Here is a 25,267-nt window from a genome sequence, read left to right on the forward strand (position 1 = left end):
TGCATTCCTTCGGACAAATAAAAACGGGAAGCCCAAAGGCTTCCCGTTTTTCATCACGCGGCGAAATCAGATGACCTGAACGATCGCATCCGTCACAGCCTTGATGTTGCTCTGGTTCAGTGCAGCCACGCAGATGCGGCCGGTGTCCAACGCGTAGATGCCGAACTCGTTACGCAGGCGATGCACTTGCTCAGTGGTCAGGCCGGAGTAGGAGAACATGCCGCGCTGACGACCAACGAAGCTGAAATCGCGGCCCGGGGCTTTCTCGGCCAGCATATCAACCATCTGTGTGCGCATGCCGCGAATGCGCAGGCGCATTTCGGCCAGCTCGGCTTCCCACTGCGCACGCAGTTCCGGGCTGTTCAACACAGCGGCGACGATGCTCGCACCGTGGGTCGGCGGGTTGGAGTAGTTGGTACGGATAACGCGTTTGACTTGCGACAGTACGCGCGCGCTTTCTTCTTTCGACTCGCTGATGATCGACAGGGCGCCAACGCGCTCGCCGTACAGCGAGAACGACTTGGAGAACGAACTCGACACGAAGAAAGTCAGGCCGGATTCAGCGAACAGACGCACGGCAGCGGCGTCTTCATCGATGCCGTCGCCGAAACCCTGGTAAGCCATGTCGAGGAACGGCACGTGACCTTTGGCTTTAACCACTTCCAGCACGTTGTTCCAGTCCGCCGGGGTCAGGTCGACGCCGGTCGGGTTGTGGCAGCAAGCGTGGAGGATGATGATCGAGCCGTTCGGCAGAGCGTTGAGGTCTTCGAGCATGCCGGCACGGTTAACGTCGTGGGTGGCAGCGTCGTAGTAACGGTAGTTCTGCACCGGGAAACCGGCGGTTTCGAACAGCGCGCGGTGGTTTTCCCAGCTCGGGTCGCTGATCGCCACAACGGCGTTCGGCAGCAGTTGCTTGAGGAAGTCGGCACCGATTTTCAGGGCGCCAGTACCGCCGACGGCCTGAGTGGTGATCACGCGACCGGCGCTGATCAGCGGCGAGTCGTTGCCGAACAGCAGCTTTTGCACGGCCTGGTCGTAGGCGGCGATGCCATCGATCGGCAGGTAACCGCGCGACGCGTGTTGAGCAGCGCGAACGGTTTCGGCTTCGATCACGGCGCGCAGAAGTGGAATTCGCCCCTCTTCGTTGCAATACACACCCACGCCCAGGTTGACCTTGGTGGTCCGGGTATCGGCGTTGAATGCTTCGTTGAGGCCCAGGATTGGATCGCGGGGTGCCATTTCGACAGCGGAGAACAGGCTCATTATTGCGGCGGCTCTGAATGGAGAATGGAGGGACGTGTCGCGCTCCAGCCGGATGCACTAGAGCGGTGCACAAACGGGGAGCTAGTATAGAGGCCATTACTGAACAATGGCGACAGGCGATTCGGCTTTTACGGTAAGTTTTTCCGATTATTTCTTGACCGTTAGTCGACTGCCCGTGTCAGAGTCTTTACCGGATGTAGGACGTTTGCCTTGAAAGGTGAGGCAATCGCCACCACATTGAGCACAATCCAGCTTTTTTCTTGCGCGACACCGGTCGTTTGCGGTCGTCCCCGTGGTGCTCCGCTTTGCTCGGAAAGCCACGATCCCAGAGGTGTATATGTCCGAATTCCAGCTCGTCACCCGCTTCGAGCCCGCCGGCGATCAGCCGGAAGCCATTCGCCAATTGGTCGAGGGTATCGAAGCCGGGCTGGCGCACCAGACGCTGCTCGGTGTGACCGGCTCGGGCAAGACCTTCAGCATCGCCAATGTCATCTCGCAGATTCAGCGCCCGACGCTGGTGCTGGCGCCGAACAAGACCCTCGCCGCGCAGCTTTACGGCGAGTTCAAGGCGTTCTTCCCGAATAACGCGGTCGAGTATTTCGTTTCCTACTACGACTACTATCAGCCCGAAGCCTATGTGCCGTCGTCCGACACCTTCATCGAGAAGGATGCATCGATCAACGACCACATCGAGCAGATGCGCCTGTCCGCGACCAAAGCGCTGCTCGAGCGAAAAGACGCGATCATCGTTACCACGGTGTCGTGCATCTACGGTCTGGGTAGCCCGGAAACCTATCTGAAGATGGTCTTGCACGTCGATCGCGGCGACAAACTCGATCAGCGTGCGCTGCTGCGGCGTTTGGCCGATCTGCAATACACCCGCAATGACATGGATTTTGCCCGTGCGACGTTCCGTGTGCGTGGCGATGTCATTGACATTTACCCGGCGGAATCCGACCTGGAAGCGATCCGCATCGAGCTGTTCGACGACGAAGTCGAAAGCATTTCCGCATTCGACCCGCTGACCGGCGAAGTCATCCGCAAGATGCCGCGCTTCACGTTCTACCCGAAGAGCCACTATGTGACGCCACGGGAAACCCTGCTCGACGCTATCGAACACATCAAGGTCGAATTGCAGGAGCGTCTGGAATACCTGCGCAGCAACAACAAACTGGTCGAAGCCCAGCGGCTGGAGCAGCGCACCCGTTTCGACCTGGAAATGATTCTCGAGTTGGGCTACTGCAACGGCATCGAAAACTACTCGCGCTATCTGTCCGGGCGTCCGGCCGGCGCTGCACCGCCGACGCTCTACGATTACCTGCCGGCCGATGCCTTGCTGGTGATCGACGAATCCCACGTCAGCGTGCCGCAGGTCGGCGCGATGTATAAGGGCGACCGTTCGCGTAAGGAAACCCTCGTCGAATACGGCTTCCGTTTGCCTTCCGCGCTGGACAATCGGCCAATGCGTTTTGACGAGTGGGAAGGGGTCAGCCCGCAGACCATTTTTGTCTCGGCGACCCCGGGCAATTACGAAGCCGAACACGCCGGAAGGGTGGTCGAGCAAGTGGTGCGGCCGACTGGTCTGGTCGACCCGCAGGTTGAAGTGCGTCCGGCGTTGACTCAGGTCGACGATCTGCTCTCGGAAATCGGCAAACGTGTGGCGGTCGAGGAACGGGTGCTGGTCACCACGCTGACCAAGCGCATGGCCGAAGACCTTACCGATTACCTCGCCGACCACGGTGTGCGCGTACGTTATTTGCACTCGGACATCGACACCGTCGAGCGCGTGGAAATCATCCGTGACCTGCGCCTCGGCACCTTTGACGTGCTGGTGGGGATCAACCTTCTGCGAGAAGGTCTGGACATGCCGGAAGTGTCGCTGGTGGCAATTCTCGACGCAGACAAGGAAGGCTTCCTGCGTTCCGAGCGCTCGCTGATCCAGACCATTGGCCGGGCGGCGCGGAACCTCAATGGTCGGGCGATTCTCTACGCCGATCGCATGACCGGTTCGATGGAGCGCGCGATTGGCGAGACCGAGCGTCGTCGTGACAAGCAGATAGCGTTCAACCTGGAAAACGGCATCACCCCGCGCGGTGTGATCAAGGATGTCGCCGACATCATGGAAGGCGCCACTGTGCCGGGCTCGCGCAGCAAGAAGCGCAAAGGCATGGCCAAAGCCGCCGAAGAAAACGCCAAGTACGAAGCCGAACTGCGCTCGCCGAGCGAGATCACCAAACGCATTCGCGCGCTGGAAGAGAAGATGTATCAGCTGGCGCGGGATCTGGAGTTTGAAGCGGCGGCGCAGATGCGCGACGAGATTGCCAAACTGCGCGAGCGGCTTTTGGCTGTGTAAGGAGGATCGTTCCCACGCTCTGCGTGGGAATGCAGCCCCGGACGCTCCGCGTCCGCTGTGACGCAGAGCGTCACCGGAGTCATTCCCACGCGGAGCATGGGAACGATCAGTTACAGTTAGTGGGATTCCCCAGCCTTCAATCCTTGTGGCAATTTCTTGGTCAACAAGATCGCCAACATGCTGATCCCCAACGCAATCCCGACAAAGTGAAACGCATCGTTGTAAGCCATGATCGCCGCCTGCTGATGGACGATCTCACTCAGCTTGCCCAGCGCCGCCGTATCACTGCCAAACCGGTCCGTCATCGATGCCAGGCGCTCGGCCACCTGCGGATTGGTCGGCACCACCGCCTCGCGTAAATAATCGAAGTAAGTCTTGGTGCGCGCGTCCAGCAGCGTTGCCAGCAGAGCAATGCCGATCGCACCGCCAAGGTTACGCAGAATGTTGAACAGACTCGACGCCGACCCCGCGTCCTGCGGCAGGATGTACGCCGTGGCAATCAGGGAAATGGTCACCATGATCAACGGCTGCCCCAGCGCGCGAATGATCTGAATCTGATTGAACTGCGGCCCGGCGAAATCCGGGTTGAGCACCCCCGACGAAAAACTTGCCAGACCAAACAAGCCAAACCCGAGCGTGCACAGCCATTTTGGCGAAATGAACTTCATCAGTTTCGGCACCAGCGGAATCAAAAACAGCTGCGGCACGCCCATCCACATGATCACTTCGCCGATCTGCAGGGCGTTGTAGTTCTGGATCTGCGCCAGGTACAGCGGCAACAGATAAATCGAGCCGTACAACCCGACACCCATGCCCAGGCTGGAAATACTCGATAAACCAAAGTTGCGGTTGCGCAGGATGCCGAGGTTGATCAGCGGATTCGGTTTGGAGATCTGCACGATCACAAAGGTGATCAAACTCACTAGAGCAATACTGCCCAACGTCACGATCAGGCTCGATTCCAGCCAGTCCTTGCGATGGCCTTCCTCAAGAAAAACCTGCAAGCAACCAAGACCAATGCCGAGCGTGAGGATGCCGGTGTAGTCGGTGCTTTTCAGCAGTTCCCAGTGCGCTTCTTTCTTCTCCAGTCCGTACATCAACCCGGCGATCATGATCAGGCCCGGCGGGATGTTGATGTAGAAGATGTATTCCCAACCCCAGTTTTCCGTGAGCCAGCCGCCCAGCGTCGGGCCGATGGACGGGGCGAACGTGGCGGTCATGGCGAACATCGCCATGCCCTTGGCGCGGTGGTGTTCGGGGAGTTTGATCAGGGTCAGGGTGAACGCCAACGGGATCAGCGCGCCGCCGGTAAAGCCCTGCATGGCACGAAAGACGATCATGCTCTCCAAGCTCCAGGCCATCGAGCACAGCAGCGAGGAAACCAGAAAGCCCAGCGACACCCACACCGCCAGACGTCGCGCCGACAGCAGCTGCACCAGCCACGCGGTCAGCGGGATCATGATGATTTCCGCGACCAGATAGGAGGTGGAAATCCACGAGCCTTCTTCCAGCGTCGCCGACAAGGCGCCCTGAATATCTTTCAAAGAAGAGTTGGTGATCTGGATATCGAGCACGGCCATAAAGGCGCCGAGCATCACGCTCATCACCGCAATCCAATCGCGCCGGGTCGGTTCGCCGACCGGGCGGATCAGCGAATCACCGGCCATTGTCCGGGGCGTCTTTGATGTTCACGGTGGCGGTGACGGACATGCCCGGACGGATCTTGCCGTGCAGCGGGTTGTCGGCCTTGAAGGTCAGTTTCACCGGAATCCGCTGTACGACTTTGGTGAAGTTGCCGGTGGCGTTGTCCGGCGGCAGCAGGCTGAACTGCGCGCCGGACGCGGCGAACAGACTGTCGACTCGCGCTTCGATCGGCGTGTCCCCGTACGCATCGAAGGTCAGCTCGGCTTTTTGGCCGGGCTGCATACGGCCGATCTGGGTTTCCTTGAAGTTGGCCTGCACCCAGATGTCTTCGTCCGGGACGATCGACAGCAAGTAAGCGCCGGCTTGCACCACTTGGCCGCTCCGGGCAGCGCGCTGGCCGACCAGGCCGCTGATCGGCGCGTGTATTTCGCTGCGGGTCAGGTTGAGTTCGGCTTGCGCGAGATCGGCGCGGGCGTTGGCGATCTGGGCGTCGAGGCGTTTGATTTCCGCGTTCAGGGCGTTGACCTGCTGGCGCTGGCCTTGCGCGTCGGCCTGCGCCTTGGCCACTTGTGAACGAGCAATGTGGGCGTCGGCGGAGAGGGTGGTCACCCGCTCTTCGGAAACGTAACCGGGTTTGCGCAGGGTTTCTGCCCGTGACAAATCCATTTGCGAACGGCCGAGCGTCGCTTGGGTGGTCGCCACTTGTGCGTCGCTGGCGGCGATCAAGCTCGATTGCTGAGTCAGTTTGCTCTGCGCTTGCAGGCGTTCGGCTTCACGGGTGGCGAGGGCGGCATTGGCACGGTCGATGGCCAGGCGGAAATCATTCGGTTCCAGGCGCACCAGCAACTGGCCTTTTTCCACGTGCTGATTGTCCTGCACCAGCACTTCGTCGATGCGCGCGCTCAACTGGCTCGATACACGGGTGATTTCGCCCTGGACATAAGCGTTGTCGGTGCTTTCATAAAAGCGCCCCTTGAAAAACCAATGGGCGAAAAAGCCCCCGGCGATCAGCAGGACGAGCAGCAGGAATATCAACAGGCGACGCTTGAGTTGGGCAGGCATGGGCAAACTGTAGTCGAGGAATTGTAAGGAAAGTTATCAGCAGGCGAATCTGGCATATAGCCGATAAACGGTAAATGCCATCCGTTGATATTTGCCCATTCACCACGGCTTACGGGCGTTCCAGAGGCAAACTTGGCTTAAATGCCCTGCCCGCTGGAGCGGGGCGGGTGTCGCCTGTTACCATTCGCCGCTTGATTGTTTTGCTTTTCATTCTTTTCGAGACATGCCATGACCACCGTCCGCACTCGCATCGCGCCATCGCCTACCGGGGATCCCCACGTAGGTACCGCTTACATCGCATTGTTCAACTACTGCTTTGCCAAGCAGCATGGCGGTGAGTTCATCCTGCGGATCGAAGACACCGACCAGTTGCGTTCGACCCGCGAGTCCGAACAGCAGATCTTCGATGCCCTGCGCTGGTTGGGTATTGACTGGAGCGAAGGCCCGGACGTTGGCGGCCCGCACGGCCCGTATCGCCAGAGCGAGCGCGGCGACATTTACCAGAAGTACTGCCAGCAACTGGTTGAAATGGGCCACGCGTTCCCATGCTTCTGCACTGCTGAAGAACTCGATCAGATGCGCGCCGAGCAAATGGCCCGCGGCGAAACCCCACGCTACGACGGCCGCGCGCTGCTGTTGTCGAAAGAAGAAGTCGCCGCCCGTCTGGCTGCCGGCGAACCGCACGTAATCCGCATGAAAGTGCCGAGCGAAGGCGTTTGCGTGGTGCCGGACATGCTCCGTGGTGATGTCGAGATCCCGTGGGATCGCATGGACATGCAAGTGCTGATGAAGACCGACGGCCTGCCGACGTACTTCCTCGCCAACGTTGTCGATGACCATTTGATGGGTATCACCCACGTGCTGCGCGGCGAAGAATGGCTGCCATCGGCGCCGAAACTGATTCTGCTGTACGAGTACTTCGGCTGGGAGCAACCAGAGCTGTGCTACATGCCGCTGCTGCGTAACCCGGACAAGAGCAAGCTGTCCAAGCGCAAGAACCCGACCTCCGTGACGTTCTACGAGCGCATGGGTTTCATGCCGGAAGCGATGCTCAACTACCTCGGTCGCATGGGCTGGTCGATGCCGGACGAGCGCGAGAAGTTCTCGCTGCAGGAAATGGTCGACAACTTCGACCTCAAGCGTGTCTCGCTGGGCGGGCCGATCTTCGACATCGAGAAGCTGTCGTGGCTCAACGGCCAGTGGCTGCGTGATCTGCCGGTGGAAGAGTTCGCCAGCCGCCTGCAGACCTGGGCGCTGAACCCGGAATACATGATGAAGATTGCACCGCTGGTGCAGGGCCGCGTTGAAACCTTCAGCCAGGTCGCACCGCTGGGCGGGTTCTTCTTCGCTGGTGGCGTCAATCCGGATGCCAAGCTGTTTGAATCGAAAAAGCTTTCGGGTGATCAGGTTCGGCAGTTGATGCAGTTGATCCTGTGGAAGCTGGAAAGCCTGCGTCAGTGGGAGAAGGACAACATCACCGCGACGATTCAGGCGGTGGTCGAATCGCTGGAGTTGAAACTGCGCGATGCGATGCCGCTGATGTTTGCTGCGATCACCGGGCAGGCGAGTTCGGTGTCGGTGCTCGATGCCATGGAAATCATTGGCCCGGACCTGACCCGTTATCGTCTGCGTCAGGCGATCGACCTGCTGGGCGGCGTGTCGAAGAAAGAAAACAAAGAGTGGGAAAAGCTGCTGGGCGCGATCGCCTGATTGCTTTTGCTTCTCTATAGGAGCTGCCGAAGGCTGCGATCTTTTGATCCTGCCTTCGGCGCTTCTCCCGAATTTACGGGGGGAGGGCGGTAAGTGATTGTTATGCCGACGAAAAACTTTGAAAAATTTCAAAAATAAGTTTGACAGGCTTTCGATACGCCCTTAAGATTCGCCCCGTCCTCAGCGATGACATCAACGATGAGGGGCTATAGCTCAGCTGGGAGAGCGCTTGCATGGCATGCAAGAGGTCAACGGTTCGATCCCGTTTAGCTCCACCAATTTACACTTCGAAGCCTGGCCACACCGGCTCCGAAGCGATCAACACTCAGCGTTGATCAGTTGTATAGAAGGGTTTGCGTCCCCTTCGTCTAGTGGCCTAGGACACCGCCCTTTCACGGCGGTAACAGGGGTTCGAGTCCCCTAGGGGACGCCAGTTTTACAGAAGCGATGTTGCAAAATGTCGCTCCGCCGAGAGGCGAAAAATCCGGGGCTTTAGCTCAGCTGGGAGAGCGCCTGCATGGCATGCAGGAGGTCAGCGGTTCGATCCCGCTAAGCTCCACCAATTTACAAGTTCAAGGTCTGGCCACACCGGCCTTGAATCGATCAGATCTCAGCACTGATCAGTTGTACAGAAGGTTTGTGTCCCCTTCGTCTAGTGGCCTAGGACACCGCCCTTTCACGGCGGTAACAGGGGTTCGAGTCCCCTAGGGGACGCCACGATTACCCGCTCTGCGGGATTTTATAAGGGTCATTCAATTATTGAATGGCCCTTTTGTTTGTCTGGCGTTTGGCCAATTCTCCTTTTTCCTTACACTGTGCTTCAGACCAGCGGTCATATCCTTGACTTGCAGAATATTATTATGCGAATAATATTCTAGTCGTAATATTCGGAGGCAACGATGAACGATAAAAAAGCTCAAACCCGCGAACGCATCCTCAAGGCTGCCAGCGCCGCACTGATCCAGCGTGGTCCGGCTGACCCGAGCGTGGGCGAAGTGATGGGCGCAGCCGGCCTGACGGTTGGCGGCTTCTATGCACACTTCGAAAGCAAGGACGCGATGATGCTCGAAGCGTTCAAGCAGCTTCTCGGTCGCCGCCGCGACCTGATTGCCGACATGGATAGCGAACTGACCGGTGAAGAGCGCCGCGCCCTGGTCGCTGCGTTTTACCTGTCGCGCAAGCATCGTGATTCCAGTGACGCGGCATGCCCGATTCCCGCTTCGATTGGCGAATTGGGTCGTTTGCCGGAATCGTTCCGCATAGCGCTGAACGAACACCTGGAGTTGATGATTGCGCAGTTGGCGTCCAGCCCCGAGGACACCGACAAAGCTTTAGCCGATGTGGCCTTGATGGTGGGTGGTCTGGCCCTCGCAAGAGCGCTCGGCCCGGGAGATTTATCTGATCGATTGCTGCGCGCTGCCAAGTCGGCGGTGCGTTGACCTGAAGGCAACACGCCTGAGGAGAGAGCGATGAACACGTTGAAGTGGGTTCGTGGCGTTAATGGCACCTTGGGCTGGATTGCACCGCAACGGGTGGCAAGCAAAATGCGTCTGGCGTTCATGACGCCACGGTCGCTGCCGCTGCGCGATTGGGAGCTGCCGCTGCTGGCCAGCTCCGAACGCATCACTTTGCGCTTCGGTCTCTCGGCGCTGCGCTGGGGCCAAGGCCCGACAGTGCTGCTGATGCACGGCTGGGAAGGGCGGCCAACCCAGTTCGCCGCGCTAATCACGGGACTGGTCGATGCCGGTTATACCGTTGTCGCGCTCGATGGTCCGGCCCACGGGCGTTCGCCCGGGCGTGAAGCCAATGTCGTATTGTTCGCTCGGGCGATGCTCGAAGCGGCCGCCGAGCTGCCACCATTGCAAGCGGTCATCGGTCATTCCATGGGCGGCGCCAGCGCCATGCTCGCCGTGCAACTGGGGCTGCGCACCGAAACCCTTGTCAGCATCGCCGCGCCTGCGCGAATTCTTGGTGTACTGCGCGGTTTTGCTCGCTACGTCGGCATGCCACCCCGGGCTCGTTCGGCCTTTATTCGTCAGGTCGAACAAGATGTCGGGATGCGCGCCGCCACGCTCGACGTTGCCCATTATCAACTGGATATGCCCGGCCTGATCGTGCATGCCGAGGACGACAACTTTGTCTCGGTCAAGGAATCGCAACTGATCCACGAATCCTGGTTCGACAGCCGCTTGTTGCGCCTTGAAGGCGGCGGGCATCAGCGTGTGCTGGCCGACCCGCGCGTGGTTGATGGTGTGTTATCACTGCTGGCCGGCCGCAGCCTTCAGGCGCGCCAATCGGCGTGAGCTCCGTTACACTGCCCGGGTTGAATCATTGACCGGGAGTGGGGCATGGGCTGGGATCGGGCAACGCCGTTTACCATTGATCTGCAAGTAGGCGCCGAGGACATCGACGGGTTGGGCCACGCGAACAACGCGGTGTACGTGACCTGGCTCGAGCGCTGCGCCTGGCGCCACTCGCAGCGTCTGGGCCTGGATCTGGTCGAGTATCGGCGACTGGATCGGGCGATGGCGGTAGTGCGCCACGAGATCGATTATCTGGCGGCGGCCTATGAAGGCGACGAGCTGCAATTGGCGACCTGGATCGTTGATTGGGATCAGCGCCTGAAAATGACCCGGCATTTCCAGCTCAAGCGCCCGAGCGACAACACCACGCTGCTGCGCGCGCAAACCACGTTTGTCTGCATTGAGCTGTCCACGGGCAAGCCGAAGCGCATGCCGGCCGAGTTCATCGAAGGTTATGGTCCCGCGATCCTTGCCACAGCCTAACCCGATCCCTGTAGGAACTGCCGAAGGCTGCGATCTTTTGATTTTGCTGTTTGCAGATCAAGATCAAGATCAAGATCAAAAGATCGCAGCCTTCGGCAGCTCCTACAAGGGATCTGCGGATGTTTGCGATATCCAGTAAACTGCCGCACGTTTTTCTTCAAGTAGTGTTTTCCCATGCAAATTGCTCTGGCGCCCATGGAGGGATTGGTCGACGACATCCTCCGCGACGTGCTGACCCGCGTTGGCGGCATCGACTGGTGCGTGACCGAATTCATTCGGGTCAACGATCAGTTGCTCACCCCGGCGTACTTCCACAAGTTCGGCCCCGAACTGCTCAACGGCGCCCGTACCGCGTCCGGCGTGCCATTGCGCGTGCAATTGCTCGGTTCCGACCCGGTATGCCTGGCGGAAAACGCTGCCCTGGCCTGCGAACTCGGCTCCGAAGTGATCGACCTCAACTTCGGCTGCCCGGCCAAGACCGTCAACAAATCCCGTGGTGGTGCGGTTCTGCTCAAAGAGCCGGAACTGCTCAACCAGATCGTCGAGCACGTGCGCCGCGCAGTACCGGCACACATTCCTGTCACCGCAAAAATGCGCCTCGGTTTCGACAGCCCGGACGGTTCACTGGTCTGCGCCACAGCGCTGGCTGAAGGTGGCGCCGAGCACATCGTGGTTCACGCCCGAACCAAGATGGACGGCTACAAACCGCCAGCACACTGGGAGTGGATCCCGCGCGTGCAGGACGTGGTCAAGGTCCCTGTGTTCGCCAACGGCGATATCTGGAGTGTTGAAGACTGGCGGCGTTGCCGCGAAATCAGTGGCGTCGAAGACATCATGCTCGGTCGCGGTCTGGTGTCGCGCCCGGATCTGGCCAAGCAGATCGCTGCCGCCCGCGCTGGCGAAGAAGTGGTCGAGATGACGTGGGCCGAGCTGATGCCGCTGATCCAGGACTTCTGGCTGCAAGCCAAAGCGCAAATGACTGCGCGCCAATCGCCGGGCCGTTTGAAGCAATGGCTGGCGATGCTGACGCGCAATTATCCCGAGGCCACCGAGCTGTTTACCGTCCTGCGCCGTGAGACCGAGCCGGATCACGTCTCGCGTTTGCTCGGTCTGCCGGTCGCCGAAGCTGCCTGAAAAAAATCTGCAAATAGTCTCTTGAAATCATTTCAGCGGTCCCTATCTAAGGGTTACGCGATGCCGAATTCGGGTCGCGGAGTTAAAAAACCTTGCTGATTGTTTTCAGGAGATTTGAACCATGAGTACTGCATTTTCCCTCGCGCCACTGTTCCGTTCCTCGGTAGGTTTCGACCGTTTCAACGACCTGTTCGAAACTGCCCTGCGCAACGAGCCAGGCAGCAGCTACCCACCTTACAACGTCGAAAAGCACGGTGATGACCAGTACCGTATCGTCGTTGCCGCCGCCGGTTTCCAGGAAGATGACCTGGAGCTGCAAGTCGAAAAAGGTGTACTGACCATCAGTGGCGGCAAGCGTGATGCCAACGAAGGCGTGACCTTCCTGCACCAGGGCATCGCCCAGCGTGCGTTCAAGCTGTCCTTCCGTCTGGCCGATCACATCGAGATCAAGGCCGCCGATCTGAAAAACGGTCTGCTGAGCATCGACCTGTTGCGTGTGATCCCGGAAGAAGCGAAAGCCAAACGCATCCCGATCAATGGGGTGCAGAAGCCGGCGTTGCAGCACTGAGTCATGTGCCGCAACACAATCGTCTGAACAGACGATGAGCCGCTGAATGAAGGCCCCGATACGTCGGGGCCTTTTTTGTGCGCGCAAGAAAACCGTTGTTCGGCTTTGCCGCTGGCGGCGGTTTCTCTACAATCCGCGGCAGTTTTGCCGACCCCCATTCCTCACCGGTCGGCCTGGAGCCTTTTTTCATGGACGAGATTCAACAGCGCTGGCTGTGCGCCCTGTCTGCGCCAATGGCGGCGATCAATACCGGCGCCAGCTACGACGACCCGGCCTTCTGCAACGATCGCTACATCGATCTGCAGGACAGTTGGGGTATCGATGATCGTGGGCAATTGTTCGACATGCTCGAACGGATGACCGACGACGGCCATGCCAAACACCTCAGCGCGGCCTATCTGGCGTGGCAACGTTGTCTGCCGACTGAATGGCAGGCCTTGCTTGAAGATCTCTCCCCCCGTGAACGGGTCCTGCATGAGTTTGCCTGCCGCACGTTCGGCAGTTGCGGGCCGGGCGGGATATTGTCCTGGGACTATGGCCGCATGGGCTTTCTCTTGCGTTGCGCGGTGCGCAATCAGTGGATCGACCTGGACGAAAGCAATTGGCTGCACAGCCGATTGGCCCTCAGAGCGCAATTTCACTACGGTAGCTGGATGGCGTATTTCGATGGCTTTGTGGTGGGCCGGACCTTCTGGTCCTGCCTGAGCGCCAGCGACGATGAGCTTGCGCGTGAGCTGGACCGACAAGGCGCCAACCCCCTTAACCTGCGGATTGCCCGTGGGCTTGCCGAGAACATTCCTCAGTTCCTTGCTGATTTGCCGTGGCACATGGAAATCGATTTGCCGTCACGCCCTGCATCGCTCAAGGAGTTCGACTGGTCATGAGTTGCTGGATCCGCCTGGGCATCGAGCCTACTAACGACGAAACCCTGATTCGCAATGCTTACCGCGCACGTTTGCCAGCGCATCACCCGGAGACCGACCCGCAAGGCTTCCAGGCGCTGCGCGCGGCGTACGAAAACGCCCTGCGTCTGGCGCGTGAGGACGAGGAAGAAGAGCCCGAGGACGAGTACGAGTTTCAAGCCTCAGAACAGACTGTCGTTGAGGTCCCTCCAGTGTTCGGCGATTTTTGCGAGCTGCTGGATGATCCCGCGCGCCGGTTCAATTTCGCCGCGTGGCAGGCCTTTGTTCGAGGGCTGGATGAGCTGTCGCTGGACGTGCTCGATGAACTCAGCTGGCCGCTGTACCACCGGATGGCCGACGCCGGTCCGTTGTCGTACCGCTGCGCGAATCTGTTGGCCAAGCGTATGGCCTGGGATCAACAGTTGCTGGATCTGGGTTTCGACGATGCGCATCAGGTGGGCTTCTTTCTCCAGCGAATCGAATCGCCGGATCCGTTCGATACGGATCTGATGAGCGCATGGTCAGAGGCCGCCCAGACTGAATCGCTGTGGTACGCCCGTAGCCTCGACTTCATCTTCAACCAGCGTCCACTCCATGAGTTCGCCGACTTCGCCAGTCAGCACACGTGCCTGCCATTGCCAAATGATGCCGCGTTCCTCAAGCGGCTGCTGGTGCAGTTCACTCAGGCAGGCATCGGCGTGCCGACATTTTTGCAGGGCTGCGTCGAGCAGCAGCTTGCAGCACCGGATGATGTCGACTGGCTTTACCTGTTGGCCTGTCAGAGCAGTCTGCTCGGGCGGGACGATCAGGCATTTCCTTGCTGGATCCGGCTGTGGAACGAGCATCGCCATCCGATGGCGGAAAGTCGTCTGCTGGAGCTGTGCGCCAAGCGCCAACCGACTTTTCTGCCGCTGTTGATTCAGGCGTTCGATCGCCTGCAGGGCATCTCTGGGTGGTCAGACGATCTTGCCGATGACTGCCAAGTGTATGGCCGTCCGTCACAACATCCCGAGACGCTGAATCGTTGGCTGGGTGTTGGGCGGTTAAAGCTTGAGGGTCTTGCGCAAAGCTTTGTCGATTGGCGCATGAGCGGTGATGAGCTGCCATTGCTTGCGCAATTGCTGGGCGAAAATGCCGACAGCCGATTACTGCATCTGTACCGCCACGCCTGGGCGCTGCATCGCGGTGATACAGCGTTGTTGCAGCAGATTGTGGATGCACCGCTGCCGATCGATGCCCTCGAAAGCCTGGTGATGAGCGGGTTCAAATATCAGGCTAGGCAACACCTGCGCTGGCTGGGCGAGGCACCGATTGCGCTGGCCATGAGTGCTTTCAGCGAAGCGGATTCAGGTGCACGGCCATTGCCGCAGGTGCTGACCGACGGCGAGCCGCACAAGGTCTGTCGGCTGTGGCTGCGTCGCTTGCGGCCTTACAACGACGCTGCGCTGGAACGAATCGCCGAAGCGTTCAAGTTGGCTGCGCTCAAAGACGACTGCGACTTGTCCGAACTCGATTTGATTCTGCAGTTGAGCCGGCGCGGTATTCAGTTGCCACCGGTCGGGCTGGGTGAGGCCACCTGGGAGTGGCACGCTCAGACCTTGTTTTTGCTGGCGTTGCTGGACCAGCCCGAACGCTGGCTGCAAATGATTGATGTGCAGTGCCTTGAACGCCTGCCATTCAATCCGGCTCATCCTTTGAGTCGACTGCAGCCACTGCTGCGGCGCTTGTTGCGCGAGCAAGGCAATTGCAACGGTTTGCTCGGATGGCTGCAAGGCAATGACCCGGTGCACGGCTTGTTGGTGCAGCAATTGTTCAGCGTACAACAGGCACTCGACAGTGTCCGGTTGCCGGCCAATACCCTGCTTTACACCTGCCTCGAAAGTGATCGAGCGGCATGTGGCGACGATTTGCTGGGTTTGATGATGTTCTGGGGCGTGCTCTATCACGACCCGAGCCTGAGTGCCGAGCAGCATCGCGCATTGCTGCAATCGATCGCGGCGATCAGTTGTGAAGACGACTGGTTCGAAGGCTTCCGCGACGGTTTGATCAAAGGCGAACCGGTGTGGCCGCCGCGCAAAGTGCTGACGGATTTTGGCGTCGACAAACTGCTGGCGTATGAAGCGCTGGATGCGCTCAAGGGCTTGATTCGTTATGGCGCTGCCGGCGTGCCGAAAACCCGGGTCCTGCGGCAGTTGCAACAGGGCAAGGACGATTTGCAGAACAGCGTCGGCCTGCGCCTGGCCTTGTGCGCGTTATTGTCCTGGTCGGAACGATTACTGCTGGCGAAAAGCGATGTTCAGCCGGTACCGGCGACAGCGATCTGGCGCTTGGGATCGCGGTTGGGGCGCAAGGCTTTTATCGCTCAGGTCTTGGGGTGTGTGGTGATTGCGCCAGTGGCAGGGTTGATCAGTGGCACCACGGGCGCAGGCATTCTTATCCTGCTATTGGGCGTGCTGCTGGTGTTCGGCGCCATTCTGCGTCGATTGCACGACATGGGCAGAGGCATTCCGACGTTGTTGATCTTCATGGCGCTGACGCCGTTTTTGCCATTCCTGCCGTTGGTGTTGTTCGGGCTTGCCGGTGACAAGTTGCCCAACCGCTATGGTGTGCCGCCGGACAGCGGCGATACCGAGATGCTGTCGGGCGGCCTGCAGGCTGCATTGCGGCGACTCAACGGCTAGAGGCGCAGTTGATCCAGCGCCTTGTTCAGCTCTGAGCGATGGCTGGCAATCTCCGAGGGTTGCTGGCCGGCGAGCACGGTAGTGAAGTTGTGCAGCCACTCGGCAATGTGCTCGCGTTGCGTGCCGAGGCTCTGCATCCATGCCCGCTCCAGACGAGCCAGCAATGTGCGGTTGGGCAGTGCGTCGCGTGGATGGACCTTCAGCGTCGACAGCCGGTTATGGCTGTCGCGGCGCGCTTGCTCATCCAAACCCGTGGGGCTGCGGTCGATGCTGTGACTGTGGCGCTCGCCGGTTTCGAGCAGGGTGACGTCCACCTCGAGCAAACCGTTGATGTCATAACTGAAGCGTACATCCAGCGCCTGGATGTGCGCGGTGGGCGTCAAGGTGACATCGAAAGCATCAATCAGAATGTTGTCGCACACCCACGGCCGCTCACCCTGATAGACCGCGATGCGCAGCAGCGCCTGCTGAGGATGGGTGGTGTAATAGCGTTCCACCCGTGACGTCGGGATGATGGTGTTACGTTCGATGATCGGCGAAAACGCTCCGTCGATGTCTTTGCCGCGGATGGTCTCGATACCCAGCGTGTACGGGCAGACATCCGTCAGAATCAACTCCTCAACCGCCCCGTCACGTGCTTTGCACGCCGCTTGCGTCGCCGCCCCCAGCGCAACAATGGTATCCGGATCAAGATGCCGGTAAGGCAGGCGCCCGAACAGCGTCGCGACCATCTGCTGCACCGCCGGCATGCGCGTGGCGCCGCCGACCAGCACCAGGCTGTCGAGGTCGCGAGGTTTGAGGCGAGCGTCGCGCAGGGCTTGTTCGATCGGCGCGCGCAAACGGGCCAGCAGCGGCTCCCAGATTTTCACCGCAGCCGTTTCGTCCAGCGACCATTCGAGCGTCTTGTCGCCATGGCTCCAGCTCAGAGGCTGAACACCTTCAGCGAGTTTGCATTTCAGTTGCTCCAGCGCGTCGCCGAGGCTGGCCATGCTTTGCGCATCGACCATGGCCGGGGTCAGTTGCCAGTGCTTCAGGCAGGCGTGCAACAGTGCGGCCGTGAAGTCTTCGCCGCCGAGAAAGTTGTCGCCGGTGGAGGCGTGCACTTCGATCAGCGGCAAAGCGTATTCCAGCACCGTAACGTCGAAGGTGCCGCCGCCGAGATCGAAGATCAGCGTGCGTTCGAATTTCTGCTCATGCAGCCCGTAAGCCATGGCGGCAGCGGTCGGCTCGTTGATCAGGCGTGTCACCGAGAGCCCGGCCAGTTCGGCGGCAAACAGCGTGCGTTTGCGTTGTTCGTCACTGAAATACGCCGGCACGGAAATCACCGCCTCCGACACCGGGTAGCCGAGAAAGGCCTCGGCGTCCTGCTTGAGTGAGCCGAGCACCAGCGCTGACAATTCTTCCGGACTGAACTGACGTGCACCGAGCTGAACTTGTTTATCGCTGCCCATGAAGCGCTTGAACGCTGCAGCGCTGCGTTCCGGGTGCGTAGTGAGGCGGGCGCGGGCGGCTTTGCCGACCAGAATCGTGTCGTCTTCATCGAGGCTGATCACCGATGGCGTCAGCACATCGCCCAGAGCGTTGGGAATCAGGCGGGCCTGACCGTCCTGCCAGACGGCGATCAGACTGTTGGTGGTGCCAAGGTCGATGCCCAGCAGAGCCGGGCGGGGGAGGGATGCATCCTGCATGACAGATCTCGAAACGGCGCAAAAACCGCGACCCTACAGGTTGCCGCAAACCGTGGCAATTGCGCTTCTGTTGCAACGTGCAGCGGTTAGGGCAGGAGCTTTTTCAGATCCTCCAGCGCAACCGGTCGACTGTGCAGATAACCCTGATACAAATGGCAGCCCAAACCTTGCAGGAACGCCAGTTGTTCGGGGGTTTCCACACCTTCGGCAATCACCTCCAGCTCAAGACTGCGCGCCATGGCGACAATCGCGCGAATGATCTCGGCATCGTTCGGGTCGGTCGTCGCATCACGAATAAACGACTGATCGATTTTCAGCGTGTCCACCGGCAGCCGCTTGAGATAAGTCAGTGACGAATAACCGGTGCCGAAGTCATCCATTGCAAAGCTCACGCCGAGCTTTTTCAGGCGGCGCATTTTGCTGATGGTGTCTTCCAGATTCTGGATCACGATGCCTTCGGTGATTTCCAGTTTCAGCAGCGAGCAGGGCAGGCCATGGCTGCTCATGCTGTGCTCGATGCGCTCGACGAAATCGTTCTGGCGGAACTGTCGCGGGCTGATGTTCACGCACAGGCTGAAATTCAGCGGGTCGACCCGTTTCTGCGCGATCAGTTGTTTGAAGGCATTGCAGGCTTCGTCGAGGATCCAAGTGCCGACTTCGAGAATCAGGCCGCTGTCCTCCAGCACTTTGATGAACTCGGTAGGCGACTGCGCGCCCAGCTCCGGGTGATTCCAGCGCACCAGCGCTTCGGCACCGATGATGCGATTGTCGCGGGCATCCACCTGCGGCTGAAAGTGCACGTTGAATTCACCGCGCGACAGCGCCAGGCGCAAGTCGGTCTCCATGCGCAAACGTTCGCTGGCGGCTTTCTGCATGGTGTTGTGATACATCTGCGTGGTGTTGCGCCCGGAATCCTTGGCCCGGTACAGGGCAATGTCGGCGCGCTTGAGCAGGTCAGTCGGGGTCGAGCCGTGATCGGGAATCAGTGCCACACCAATACTCGGGGTCACTTGCAGACGCTGGCCGTCGAGGAACATTGGTTCCGAGAGCAATTCGCGCAGGGTGTCGGCCAGATTGCGCACCTGCACGCTGACTTCGTTACGCGAACCTTCGAGCCCGCTGAGCAATACCACAAACTCATCGCCACCGAGGCGCGCGACCGTGTCTTCCATGCGCACGCTGGCTTCGAGCCGCGCGGTGATGATCTTCAGCACCGTGTCCCCGACCGGATGCCCGAGCGAGTCGTTGATGTGCTTGAAGTGATCGAGATCGAGAAACAGCAAGGCGCCGCGCAGATTGTGGCGCTTGAGCAGGGCGATCTGCTGGCTCAGACGATCCATCAGCAAGGCGCGGTTAGGCAGGTTGGTCAATGGGTCGTGGTAGGCCAGATGGCGAATCTGCGCTTCGGCGTTTTTCAGCAGGCTGACGTCCCGCGCGGTCAGCAGCAGGCACGCGGTTTCATTGAGCGTGATCGGCTCGACCGAGACTTCCACCGTCAGCATCTCCCCGCGCTTGTTGCGCCCGAGCATTTCCTGATGGTGCACGCGGCCCTTGATCTGCAGTTCGGCCAGTAGCGCCGAACGTTGTTTTTCCTCGGCCCAGATACCGACCTGATAAACCGTTTTGCCCACGACCTCTTCAGCGCGGTAGCCAGTGAGACGGCAGAAACCGTCGTTGACCTCAAGATAACGTCCGGTGTCGCGCTCGGTGATGGTGATCGCGTCGGGGCTGGAGTGGAACGCCTTGGCGAATTTCTCTTCACTGGCTTTCAGCGCCGCTTCCGAGCGCTGCTGCTGGGTAATGTCGCGCAGAGTGGTGACGATGCAGGGTTGATCGCCGACGCTGATCTGCCGACTGGAAATCACGCAGGTCAGCGACTGGCCGTCCTTGTGCTGAACGATGATCGCGACGTTGCTCAAACCTTGTTCGCGAATCACCCGTTCAATGCGTTGCAGGCTTTTCGCCGAGGCGTCCCACAGGCCGATTTCTTCGGCGGTGTGGCCGATGACATCGGCGGCGCTCCAGCCGAAGGTTTGGGTAAAGCTGTTATTGATTTCGATGAACTGGCCACTGTCCTGGCGAGTCACGCAGATCGGGTCGGGGCTGACCTGGAACAGCGTGGCGAATTTCTCTTCCGAGGCCACCAGCCGCTGTTCACGTTCGACCTGATCGGTGATGTCGAGCAACGTGCCGGCCATACGCAACGGCGCGCCATTGTCGTCACGGTAGAGGCGGGCGCGGCTTTCCAGATAGCGCGAGCTGCCGTCCGGCAATTGCACGCGATAGGTCAGTTGATAGTTGCCCGCCGGGCCTTCGCGCAGGCTGCGGTAGGCGTCGCGCATGCTGTCGCGCTCTTCGCCGGGCACGCCCTCGAAAAACTCATCGAATGATTCATGAAATGGTTTGGGTTCCAGGCCGTGCAATTGCGCCGCCCGGGCGGAGCCGTAGAGCATGCCGCTGGGGATGTGCCAGTCCCACGTGCCGAGCTGTGCCGAGTCCAGCGCCAGATCGAGGCGTTCCTGGCTGTCCTTCAAGGCGTGTTCGGCAGCTTTGCGTTCAGTGGTGTCGAGGAACGTGCTGAGCAGATACGGCTGACCTTCAAGTTCGACTTTCTGCGCACTGAGAATGCCGTCGTGAATCTGCCCGTTACTGGCGCGAAACTGCACCTCCATGCTGATCAATTCGCCCTTGGTGTTGGTTTTCTTGACCAGTTCGGCGCGTTGCTCCGGATGCACCCACAAACCCAGTTCCAGGGTGGTGCGGCCGATGGCGCTCTGCACTGGCCAGCCGAACAGGCTTTCGAAATACTGGTTGGCCTCACTGATCAGGCCGTCTTCCTGACGGGTCAGCAGGACCATGTTCGGGCATAGGTGAAAAAGTGTCGCGAAACGTTTCTCCGAACTGCTCAGGGCCTGTTCGCGTTGGCGCTGGTGGGTGATCTCACGAATCACCCCGATCATTCGGGGGCGGCCGTTTTTATCCGGCAGCAGGCTGCCGCTGATCTCCAGCCAGTGCAGGCTGCCGTCAGGCCAGCGGATGCGGTGGTGCATCGCTTGTTCCAGCGGCGCCCCGGCAATCACCGCGTGGAAGGCGCGGACGGTTTTTGCGCGGTCTTCCGGCGGCAGCAGGTCGAGGTATTCCAGATCTTCGGGCAGCGGTTGCCGTGGATCGAAGCCGAACAAGGCCTGGGTGCCGCGTGACCAACTGATCTGCCCACGCTCGATGTCCCAATACCAGGCGCCGAGCCGTGCGCCGTTGAGTGCAGCCAATAATTGCGGCGCACTCTCCCAGCTCTGCTCGGAATGACGCGGGTCAATCGCCTGGATACGCGGCATCGGCGGAATTCGGTCAACAGATTTCGGCATTGTGGACAGGCCTTGAGCTGATGGTGGCGTTAGGCACAGGGGCAGCGGCTCTATAGGAGTAGCACAAGTTGGCCTCAAGTCCCTGGCAGATCGATTTGTGCATCCAGCAATGCCATAAAGGCTCTTGCCGCATTCGATAGCGTCCGTTCGGTGTGCACGATATAGCCTAGCTGGCGACTGAGCTGTATGCCCGGCAATACGATGCTCGCCACCTGCTCATCGAGCATGGTCCGAGGCAAAACACTCCAGGCCAGGCCGATCGAGACCATCATTTTGATGGTTTCCAGATAGTTGGTGCTCATGGCGATGTTCGGCGTCAGGCCTTGGGCCTCGAATAAACGTTGGACAATGTGGTGAGTGAAGGTGTTGCCACCGGGAAAAACCGCCGGATGACCGGCAATGTCCGCCAGACTGACGGCGCCGTTATTGATCAGCGAGTGCTCCGGGGCAACCACGAAATCCAGTGGGTCGTCCCACACCGGCGTGGCTTTGACCAGTGCGTGAGGCTCCGGCGCGAGGGTGATCACCGCCAGTTCCGCGCGGCCGTGGAGAATTTCTTCGTAGGCCACTTCCGAATCGAGGAACTGAATATCCAGCGCAACCTGTGGGTAACGGCGGGTGAATTCCCTCAAGAGTGGCGGCAAACGGTGCAAGCCGATGTGGTGACTGGTGGCCAGGGTCAGGCGCCCGCTGACTTCACCGGTCAGATTGGTCAGGGCGCGGCGGGTGTCATCCAGCACATTGAGAATCTGATAAGCCCGCGGCAGCAGGGCGCGGCCAGCCTCGGTCAGACCGACTTCACGACCCAGTCGGTCAAACAGGCGCACCTTCAATTGTTGCTCCAGCCCGGCGATGCGTTTGCTGATCGCCGGTTGCGTCAGGTGCAAGCGTTCGCCCGCGCCGGAGAAGCTGCCGGTCTCGGCAATCGCGATAAAAGCGTTGAGGTTGGCCAGATCCATGTTCGTATTCCAGTTGGTTATCCAAAGCATAAAAAATATGAATTTGAGTTATTTAATCTAACCCCATAGGATCGGCCTCACAAGCCAAAGGGTTATTGATAAGCCCAGGGCATAGAAACAAGCTGATGAGGAACCGTCTGATGGCCGGCAAAACGCTCTACGACAAGCTCTGGGATTCGCATTTGGTCAAGCAGCGCGACGATGGCTCGGCGCTGATCTACATCGACCGTCACATCATTCACGAAGTGACCTCGCCGCAAGCCTTTGAAGGCCTGCGTCTGGCCGGGCGCAAGCCTTGGCGCATCGATGCCAACATCGCGACTCCGGACCACAACGTACCGACCACACCAGAGCGCAAGGGCGGCATCGCAGCCATTGCCGATCAGGTTTCGCGTTTGCAGGTTCAGACCCTCGACGACAACTGCGATGAATACGGCATCGTCGAGTTCAAGATGAACGACGTGCGCCAAGGCATCGTCCACGTGATCAGCCCGGAGCAGGGCGCGACTTTGCCGGGCATGACCGTGGTCTGCGGCGACTCGCACACCTCGACCCACGGCGCGTTCGGCGCTTTGGCGCACGGTATCGGCACCTCCGAGGTCGAGCACGTGCTCGCCACCCAGTGCCTGGTCGCCAAGAAAATGAAAAACATGCTGGTGCGCGTTGAAGGGCAATTGCCGTTCGGCGTGACCGCCAAGGACATCGTTCTTGCGGTGATCGGCAAGATTGGCACCGCCGGCGGTAACGGCCACGCCATCGAATTCGCTGGCAGCGCGATCCGCGACTTGTCCGTTGAAGGCCGCATGACCATTTGCAACATGTCCATCGAAGCCGGCGCCCGCGTTGGCCTGGTGGCTGCGGATCAGAAGACTGTCGATTACGTGAAGGGCCGTCCATTCGCCCCGAAAGGCGCCGAATGGGACATGGCCGTCGAAGCCTGGAAAGATCTGGTTTCCGATGACGGCGCCAAGTTCGACACCGTGGTTGAGCTCGACGCTGCGCAGATCAAGCCGCAAGTCAGCTGGGGCACTTCTCCAGAGATGGTTTTGGCCGTTGACCAAAACGTGCCGGACCCGGCCAAAGAGATGGATCTGGTCAAACGCGACTCGATCGTCCGCGCCTTGAAATACATGGGTTTGACCGCCAATCAGGCGATCACCGACATTCAGCTGGATCGCGTGTTCATCGGGTCCTGCACCAACTCGCGGATCGAAGACTTGCGCGCTGCGGCAGTGATTGCCAAGGGCCGCAAAGTCGCTTCGACCATCAAGCAGGCGATCGTGGTGCCGGGCTCGGGTCTGGTCAAGGCTCAGGCCGAGGCCGAAGGTCTCGACAAGATTTTCCTCGAAGCCGGTTTCGAATGGCGTGAGCCGGGTTGCTCGATGTGTCTGGCGATGAACCCGGACCGTTTGGAGTCCGGCGAGCATTGCGCCTCGACCTCCAACCGAAACTTCGAAGGCCGTCAGGGCGCCGGTGGCCGTACCCACCTCGTCAGCCCGGCCATGGCGGCGGCGGCAGCGGTGAACGGTCGTTTCATCGACGTTCGTGAATTGATTTAAAGGAGCGCAGCATGAAAGCTTTTACCCAGCACACTGGTCTTGTCGCGCCTTTGGATCGTGCCAACGTCGACACCGACCAAATCATTCCGAAACAGTTTTTAAAGTCGATCAAGCGCACCGGTTTCGGCCCGAATCTGTTCGACGAGTGGCGTTACCTCGATGTCGGTCAGCCGTATCAGGACAATTCCAAGCGCCCGCTGAACAAGGACTTCGTCCTCAACGCCGAGCGTTATCAAGGCGCCAGCGTCTTGCTGGCCCGCGAGAACTTCGGTTGCGGCTCCAGCCGTGAGCACGCGCCGTGGGCGCTGGAAGAATACGGCTTCCGCAGCATCATCGCGCCGAGCTATGCCGACATTTTCTTCAACAACAGCTTCAAGAACGGCTTGCTGCCGATCATCTTGAGCGACGCCGAAGTCGATGAGTTGTTCAAGCAGGTTGAGGCCGAGCCGGGCTATCAATTGCAGGTCGATCTGCAAGCGCAGACTGTGACCCGTCCGGATGGCAAGGTGTACAGCTTTGAGATCGATGCGTTTCGCAAGCATTGCTTGTTGAACGGTCTGGACGATATCGGTTTGACCTTGCAGGACGGTGATGCGATTGCGACGTTTGAGGCCAAGCATCGGGTTAGCCAGCCGTGGTTGTTCCGCGACGCATAAGCAACTTTTGAATTGATGCAGTTCAGGCTGGCCTCTTCGCGAGCAAGCTCGCTCCCACAGGGGAATGCATTTCAAGTGTGGGAGCGAGCTTGCTCGCGAAGGCGTTAGTCCAGGCAATAAAAGGCTAAAACCCAGAAGGATGTGACCATGACCAGCACCGCCCAACACACTCAGGTCGTACAAAAGCAATTCGGTGAACAGGCCGCCGCCTACCTGAGCAGCGCCGTTCACGCTCAGGGCACCGAATTCGCACTGCTACAAGCTGAGCTGGCTGGGCAGGGCGACGCCCGGGTGCTGGATCTGGGTTGCGGCGCCGGTCACGTCAGTTTCCACGTCGCACCGCTGGTCAGCGAAGTGGTCGCCTACGACCTGTCGCAGCAGATGCTCGACGTGGTCGCCGCCGCGGCCGTTGATCGCGGTTTCTCCAACATTGCCACGGTCAACGGTGCCGCCGAGCGTCTGCCGTTTGCCGATGGCGAGTTCGACTTCGTGTTCAGCCGTTATTCGGCGCATCACTGGAGCGATCTCGGTGTGGCTCTGCGTGAAGTGCGCCGGGTGCTGAAACCGGGCGGTGTGGCGGCGTTTGTTGATGTGTTGTCACCGGGCAGTCCGTTGTTCGACACTTACCTGCAAAGCGTCGAAGTGCTGCGCGACACCAGCCATGTGCGCGATTATTCTGCCGCCGAATGGCTACGGCAGGTCAGCGAGGCCGGTTTGCACGTGCGCAGTACCACGCGTCAGCGCCTGCGTCTGGAGTACACCAGCTGGGTTGAGCGCATGCGCACACCCGAAGTGATGCGTGCCGCGATCCGCAAGTTGCAGCAGTCGATGGGCAACGAAGTGCGTGAATATTTTGAGATTGATGCCGACGGCTCGTTCAGTACAGATGTAATCGTATTGATGGCTGAGCGATAAGAATTTTTCCGGGCGTGCCTGA

Annotated in this window: 18 protein-coding genes and 4 tRNA genes; 16 read left to right on the forward strand and 6 right to left on the reverse strand. The window is 59.7% G+C overall.

The features are described from left to right. Positions 1-66: 66 nt before the first annotated feature. A complete protein-coding gene (locus FGA82_RS26880; protein ID WP_141129439.1) occupies positions 67-1,263 on the reverse strand; it encodes an amino acid aminotransferase in 1,197 nt (398 codons plus the stop codon). Between the two features lie 337 nt (positions 1,264-1,600). On the opposite strand from FGA82_RS26880, the gene uvrB reads away from it, so the two are divergent. Further along, positions 1,601-3,616, forward strand: coding sequence for an excinuclease ABC subunit UvrB (gene uvrB, locus FGA82_RS26885; RefSeq protein WP_064116827.1), 2,016 nt, complete (start codon positions 1,601-1,603; stop codon positions 3,614-3,616). A gap of 116 nt (positions 3,617-3,732) precedes the next feature. Here the strand turns inward: uvrB and FGA82_RS26895 are convergent, their stop codons facing one another. After that, entirely contained in the window at positions 3,733-5,223 is a 1,491-nt protein-coding gene (locus FGA82_RS26895; protein ID WP_171057366.1) for an MDR family MFS transporter, read from the reverse strand. Positions 5,224-5,272: 49 nt separating this feature from the next. Continuing rightward, positions 5,273-6,322 (reverse strand): HlyD family secretion protein, encoded by a 1,050-nt coding sequence (locus tag FGA82_RS26900; protein ID WP_141129440.1) that lies wholly within the window; start codon positions 6,320-6,322, stop codon positions 5,273-5,275. A gap of 228 nt (positions 6,323-6,550) precedes the next feature. Here FGA82_RS26900 and gltX point away from each other — a divergent pair, with 228 nt between their 5' ends. The 12 genes from gltX (at position 6,551) to FGA82_RS26960 (ending at position 16,103) form a co-directional block, all read left to right on the forward strand. Next, complete coding sequence (gene gltX / locus FGA82_RS26905; RefSeq protein WP_141129441.1) at positions 6,551-8,032, forward strand: glutamate--tRNA ligase; 1,482 nt, start codon at positions 6,551-6,553, stop codon at positions 8,030-8,032. Between the two features lie 202 nt (positions 8,033-8,234). Continuing rightward, positions 8,235-8,310 (forward strand) — tRNA-Ala (locus FGA82_RS26910). 79 nt (positions 8,311-8,389) lie between these two features. Further along, positions 8,390-8,465: transfer RNA gene (locus FGA82_RS26915), tRNA-Glu, on the forward strand. 53 nt (positions 8,466-8,518) lie between these two features. Continuing rightward, positions 8,519-8,594: transfer RNA gene (locus FGA82_RS26920), tRNA-Ala, on the forward strand. 79 nt (positions 8,595-8,673) lie between these two features. Further along, positions 8,674-8,749, forward strand: a tRNA-Glu gene (locus FGA82_RS26925). 182 nt (positions 8,750-8,931) lie between these two features. Then, the gene (locus tag FGA82_RS26930) at positions 8,932-9,471 is read left to right on the forward strand and encodes a TetR/AcrR family transcriptional regulator (RefSeq protein WP_045122549.1); all 540 of its coding nucleotides are present in this window, start codon (positions 8,932-8,934) and stop codon (positions 9,469-9,471) included. 30 nt (positions 9,472-9,501) lie between these two features. Beyond that, positions 9,502-10,335, forward strand: coding sequence for an alpha/beta fold hydrolase (locus FGA82_RS26935; protein ID WP_141129442.1), 834 nt, complete (start codon positions 9,502-9,504; stop codon positions 10,333-10,335). 45 nt (positions 10,336-10,380) lie between these two features. Further along, positions 10,381-10,818 (forward strand): acyl-CoA thioesterase, encoded by a 438-nt coding sequence (locus tag FGA82_RS26940; protein WP_141129443.1) that lies wholly within the window; start codon positions 10,381-10,383, stop codon positions 10,816-10,818. A 174-nt stretch (positions 10,819-10,992) separates the two neighbouring features. After that, positions 10,993-11,952, forward strand: coding sequence for a tRNA dihydrouridine synthase (locus tag FGA82_RS26945; protein WP_116031011.1), 960 nt, complete (start codon positions 10,993-10,995; stop codon positions 11,950-11,952). A gap of 121 nt (positions 11,953-12,073) precedes the next feature. Beyond that, positions 12,074-12,520: an Hsp20 family protein gene (locus FGA82_RS26950; RefSeq protein ID WP_141129444.1), complete on the forward strand. Its 447-nt coding sequence runs from the start codon at positions 12,074-12,076 to the stop codon at positions 12,518-12,520. Positions 12,521-12,708: 188 nt separating this feature from the next. Continuing rightward, positions 12,709-13,404: a DUF1266 domain-containing protein gene (locus tag FGA82_RS26955; RefSeq protein ID WP_141129445.1), complete on the forward strand. Its 696-nt coding sequence runs from the start codon at positions 12,709-12,711 to the stop codon at positions 13,402-13,404. Next, positions 13,401-16,103, forward strand: a complete 2,703-nt coding sequence (locus FGA82_RS26960) for a DUF805 domain-containing protein (protein ID WP_141129446.1) — start codon at positions 13,401-13,403, stop codon at positions 16,101-16,103. Before FGA82_RS26955 ends, FGA82_RS26960 begins: the two co-directional genes overlap by 4 nt. On the opposite strand, the gene FGA82_RS26965 is transcribed toward FGA82_RS26960, so the two are convergent. The 3 genes from FGA82_RS26965 to FGA82_RS26975 form a co-directional block, all read right to left on the reverse strand. Next, entirely contained in the window at positions 16,100-17,791 is a 1,692-nt protein-coding gene (locus FGA82_RS26965) for a molecular chaperone HscC (protein WP_141129447.1), read from the reverse strand. The two genes, FGA82_RS26960 and FGA82_RS26965, sit on opposite strands and share 4 nt — an antisense overlap. Positions 17,792-17,877: 86 nt before the next feature. Beyond that, entirely contained in the window at positions 17,878-21,156 is a 3,279-nt protein-coding gene (locus FGA82_RS26970; protein ID WP_141129448.1) for a sensor domain-containing protein, read from the reverse strand. A gap of 74 nt (positions 21,157-21,230) precedes the next feature. Then, positions 21,231-22,115, reverse strand: a complete 885-nt coding sequence (locus FGA82_RS26975) for a LysR family transcriptional regulator (protein ID WP_141129449.1) — start codon at positions 22,113-22,115, stop codon at positions 21,231-21,233. A 140-nt stretch (positions 22,116-22,255) separates the two neighbouring features. Between FGA82_RS26975 and leuC the strand changes: the two genes are divergently transcribed. The 3 genes from leuC to FGA82_RS26990 all read left to right on the forward strand — a co-directional run bounded on the left by leuC (position 22,256) and on the right by FGA82_RS26990 (position 25,245). Then, positions 22,256-23,674, forward strand: a complete 1,419-nt coding sequence (gene leuC / locus FGA82_RS26980) for a 3-isopropylmalate dehydratase large subunit (RefSeq protein ID WP_141129450.1) — start codon at positions 22,256-22,258, stop codon at positions 23,672-23,674. 11 nt (positions 23,675-23,685) lie between these two features. After that, positions 23,686-24,330 (forward strand): 3-isopropylmalate dehydratase small subunit, encoded by a 645-nt coding sequence (gene leuD, locus FGA82_RS26985; protein WP_007913445.1) that lies wholly within the window; start codon positions 23,686-23,688, stop codon positions 24,328-24,330. Positions 24,331-24,477: 147 nt separating this feature from the next. After that, the gene (locus FGA82_RS26990; RefSeq protein ID WP_141129451.1) at positions 24,478-25,245 is read left to right on the forward strand and encodes a class I SAM-dependent methyltransferase; all 768 of its coding nucleotides are present in this window, start codon (positions 24,478-24,480) and stop codon (positions 25,243-25,245) included. Positions 25,246-25,267 lie beyond the last annotated feature (22 nt).

The sequence above is a fragment of the Pseudomonas fluorescens genome (assembly GCF_005938625.1).
GTDB classification, from domain to species: domain Bacteria; phylum Pseudomonadota; class Gammaproteobacteria; order Pseudomonadales; family Pseudomonadaceae; genus Aquipseudomonas; species Aquipseudomonas fluorescens_BD.

What these genes read in the sequence shown, in the direction of transcription:
- FGA82_RS26880 (WP_141129439.1), bottom strand. Translation starts at nt 1,263, where the DNA reads ATGAGCCTGTTCTCCGCTGTCGAAATGGCACCCCGCGATCCAATCCTG.
- uvrB (WP_064116827.1), top strand. Translation starts at nt 1,601, where the DNA reads ATGTCCGAATTCCAGCTCGTCACCCGCTTCGAGCCCGCCGGCGATCAG.
- FGA82_RS26900 (WP_141129440.1), bottom strand. Translation starts at nt 6,322, where the DNA reads ATGCCTGCCCAACTCAAGCGTCGCCTGTTGATATTCCTGCTGCTCGTC.
- gltX (WP_141129441.1), top strand. Translation starts at nt 6,551, where the DNA reads ATGACCACCGTCCGCACTCGCATCGCGCCATCGCCTACCGGGGATCCC.
- FGA82_RS26930 (WP_045122549.1), top strand. Translation starts at nt 8,932, where the DNA reads ATGAACGATAAAAAAGCTCAAACCCGCGAACGCATCCTCAAGGCTGCC.
- FGA82_RS26935 (WP_141129442.1), top strand. Translation starts at nt 9,502, where the DNA reads ATGAACACGTTGAAGTGGGTTCGTGGCGTTAATGGCACCTTGGGCTGG.
- FGA82_RS26940 (WP_141129443.1), top strand. Translation starts at nt 10,381, where the DNA reads ATGGGCTGGGATCGGGCAACGCCGTTTACCATTGATCTGCAAGTAGGC.
- FGA82_RS26945 (WP_116031011.1), top strand. Translation starts at nt 10,993, where the DNA reads ATGCAAATTGCTCTGGCGCCCATGGAGGGATTGGTCGACGACATCCTC.
- FGA82_RS26950 (WP_141129444.1), top strand. Translation starts at nt 12,074, where the DNA reads ATGAGTACTGCATTTTCCCTCGCGCCACTGTTCCGTTCCTCGGTAGGT.
- FGA82_RS26955 (WP_141129445.1), top strand. Translation starts at nt 12,709, where the DNA reads ATGGACGAGATTCAACAGCGCTGGCTGTGCGCCCTGTCTGCGCCAATG.
- FGA82_RS26960 (WP_141129446.1), top strand. Translation starts at nt 13,401, where the DNA reads ATGAGTTGCTGGATCCGCCTGGGCATCGAGCCTACTAACGACGAAACC.
- FGA82_RS26965 (WP_141129447.1), bottom strand. Translation starts at nt 17,791, where the DNA reads ATGCAGGATGCATCCCTCCCCCGCCCGGCTCTGCTGGGCATCGACCTT.
- FGA82_RS26970 (WP_141129448.1), bottom strand. Translation starts at nt 21,156, where the DNA reads ATGCCGAAATCTGTTGACCGAATTCCGCCGATGCCGCGTATCCAGGCG.
- FGA82_RS26975 (WP_141129449.1), bottom strand. Translation starts at nt 22,115, where the DNA reads ATGGATCTGGCCAACCTCAACGCTTTTATCGCGATTGCCGAGACCGGC.
- leuC (WP_141129450.1), top strand. Translation starts at nt 22,256, where the DNA reads ATGGCCGGCAAAACGCTCTACGACAAGCTCTGGGATTCGCATTTGGTC.
- leuD (WP_007913445.1), top strand. Translation starts at nt 23,686, where the DNA reads ATGAAAGCTTTTACCCAGCACACTGGTCTTGTCGCGCCTTTGGATCGT.
- FGA82_RS26990 (WP_141129451.1), top strand. Translation starts at nt 24,478, where the DNA reads ATGACCAGCACCGCCCAACACACTCAGGTCGTACAAAAGCAATTCGGT.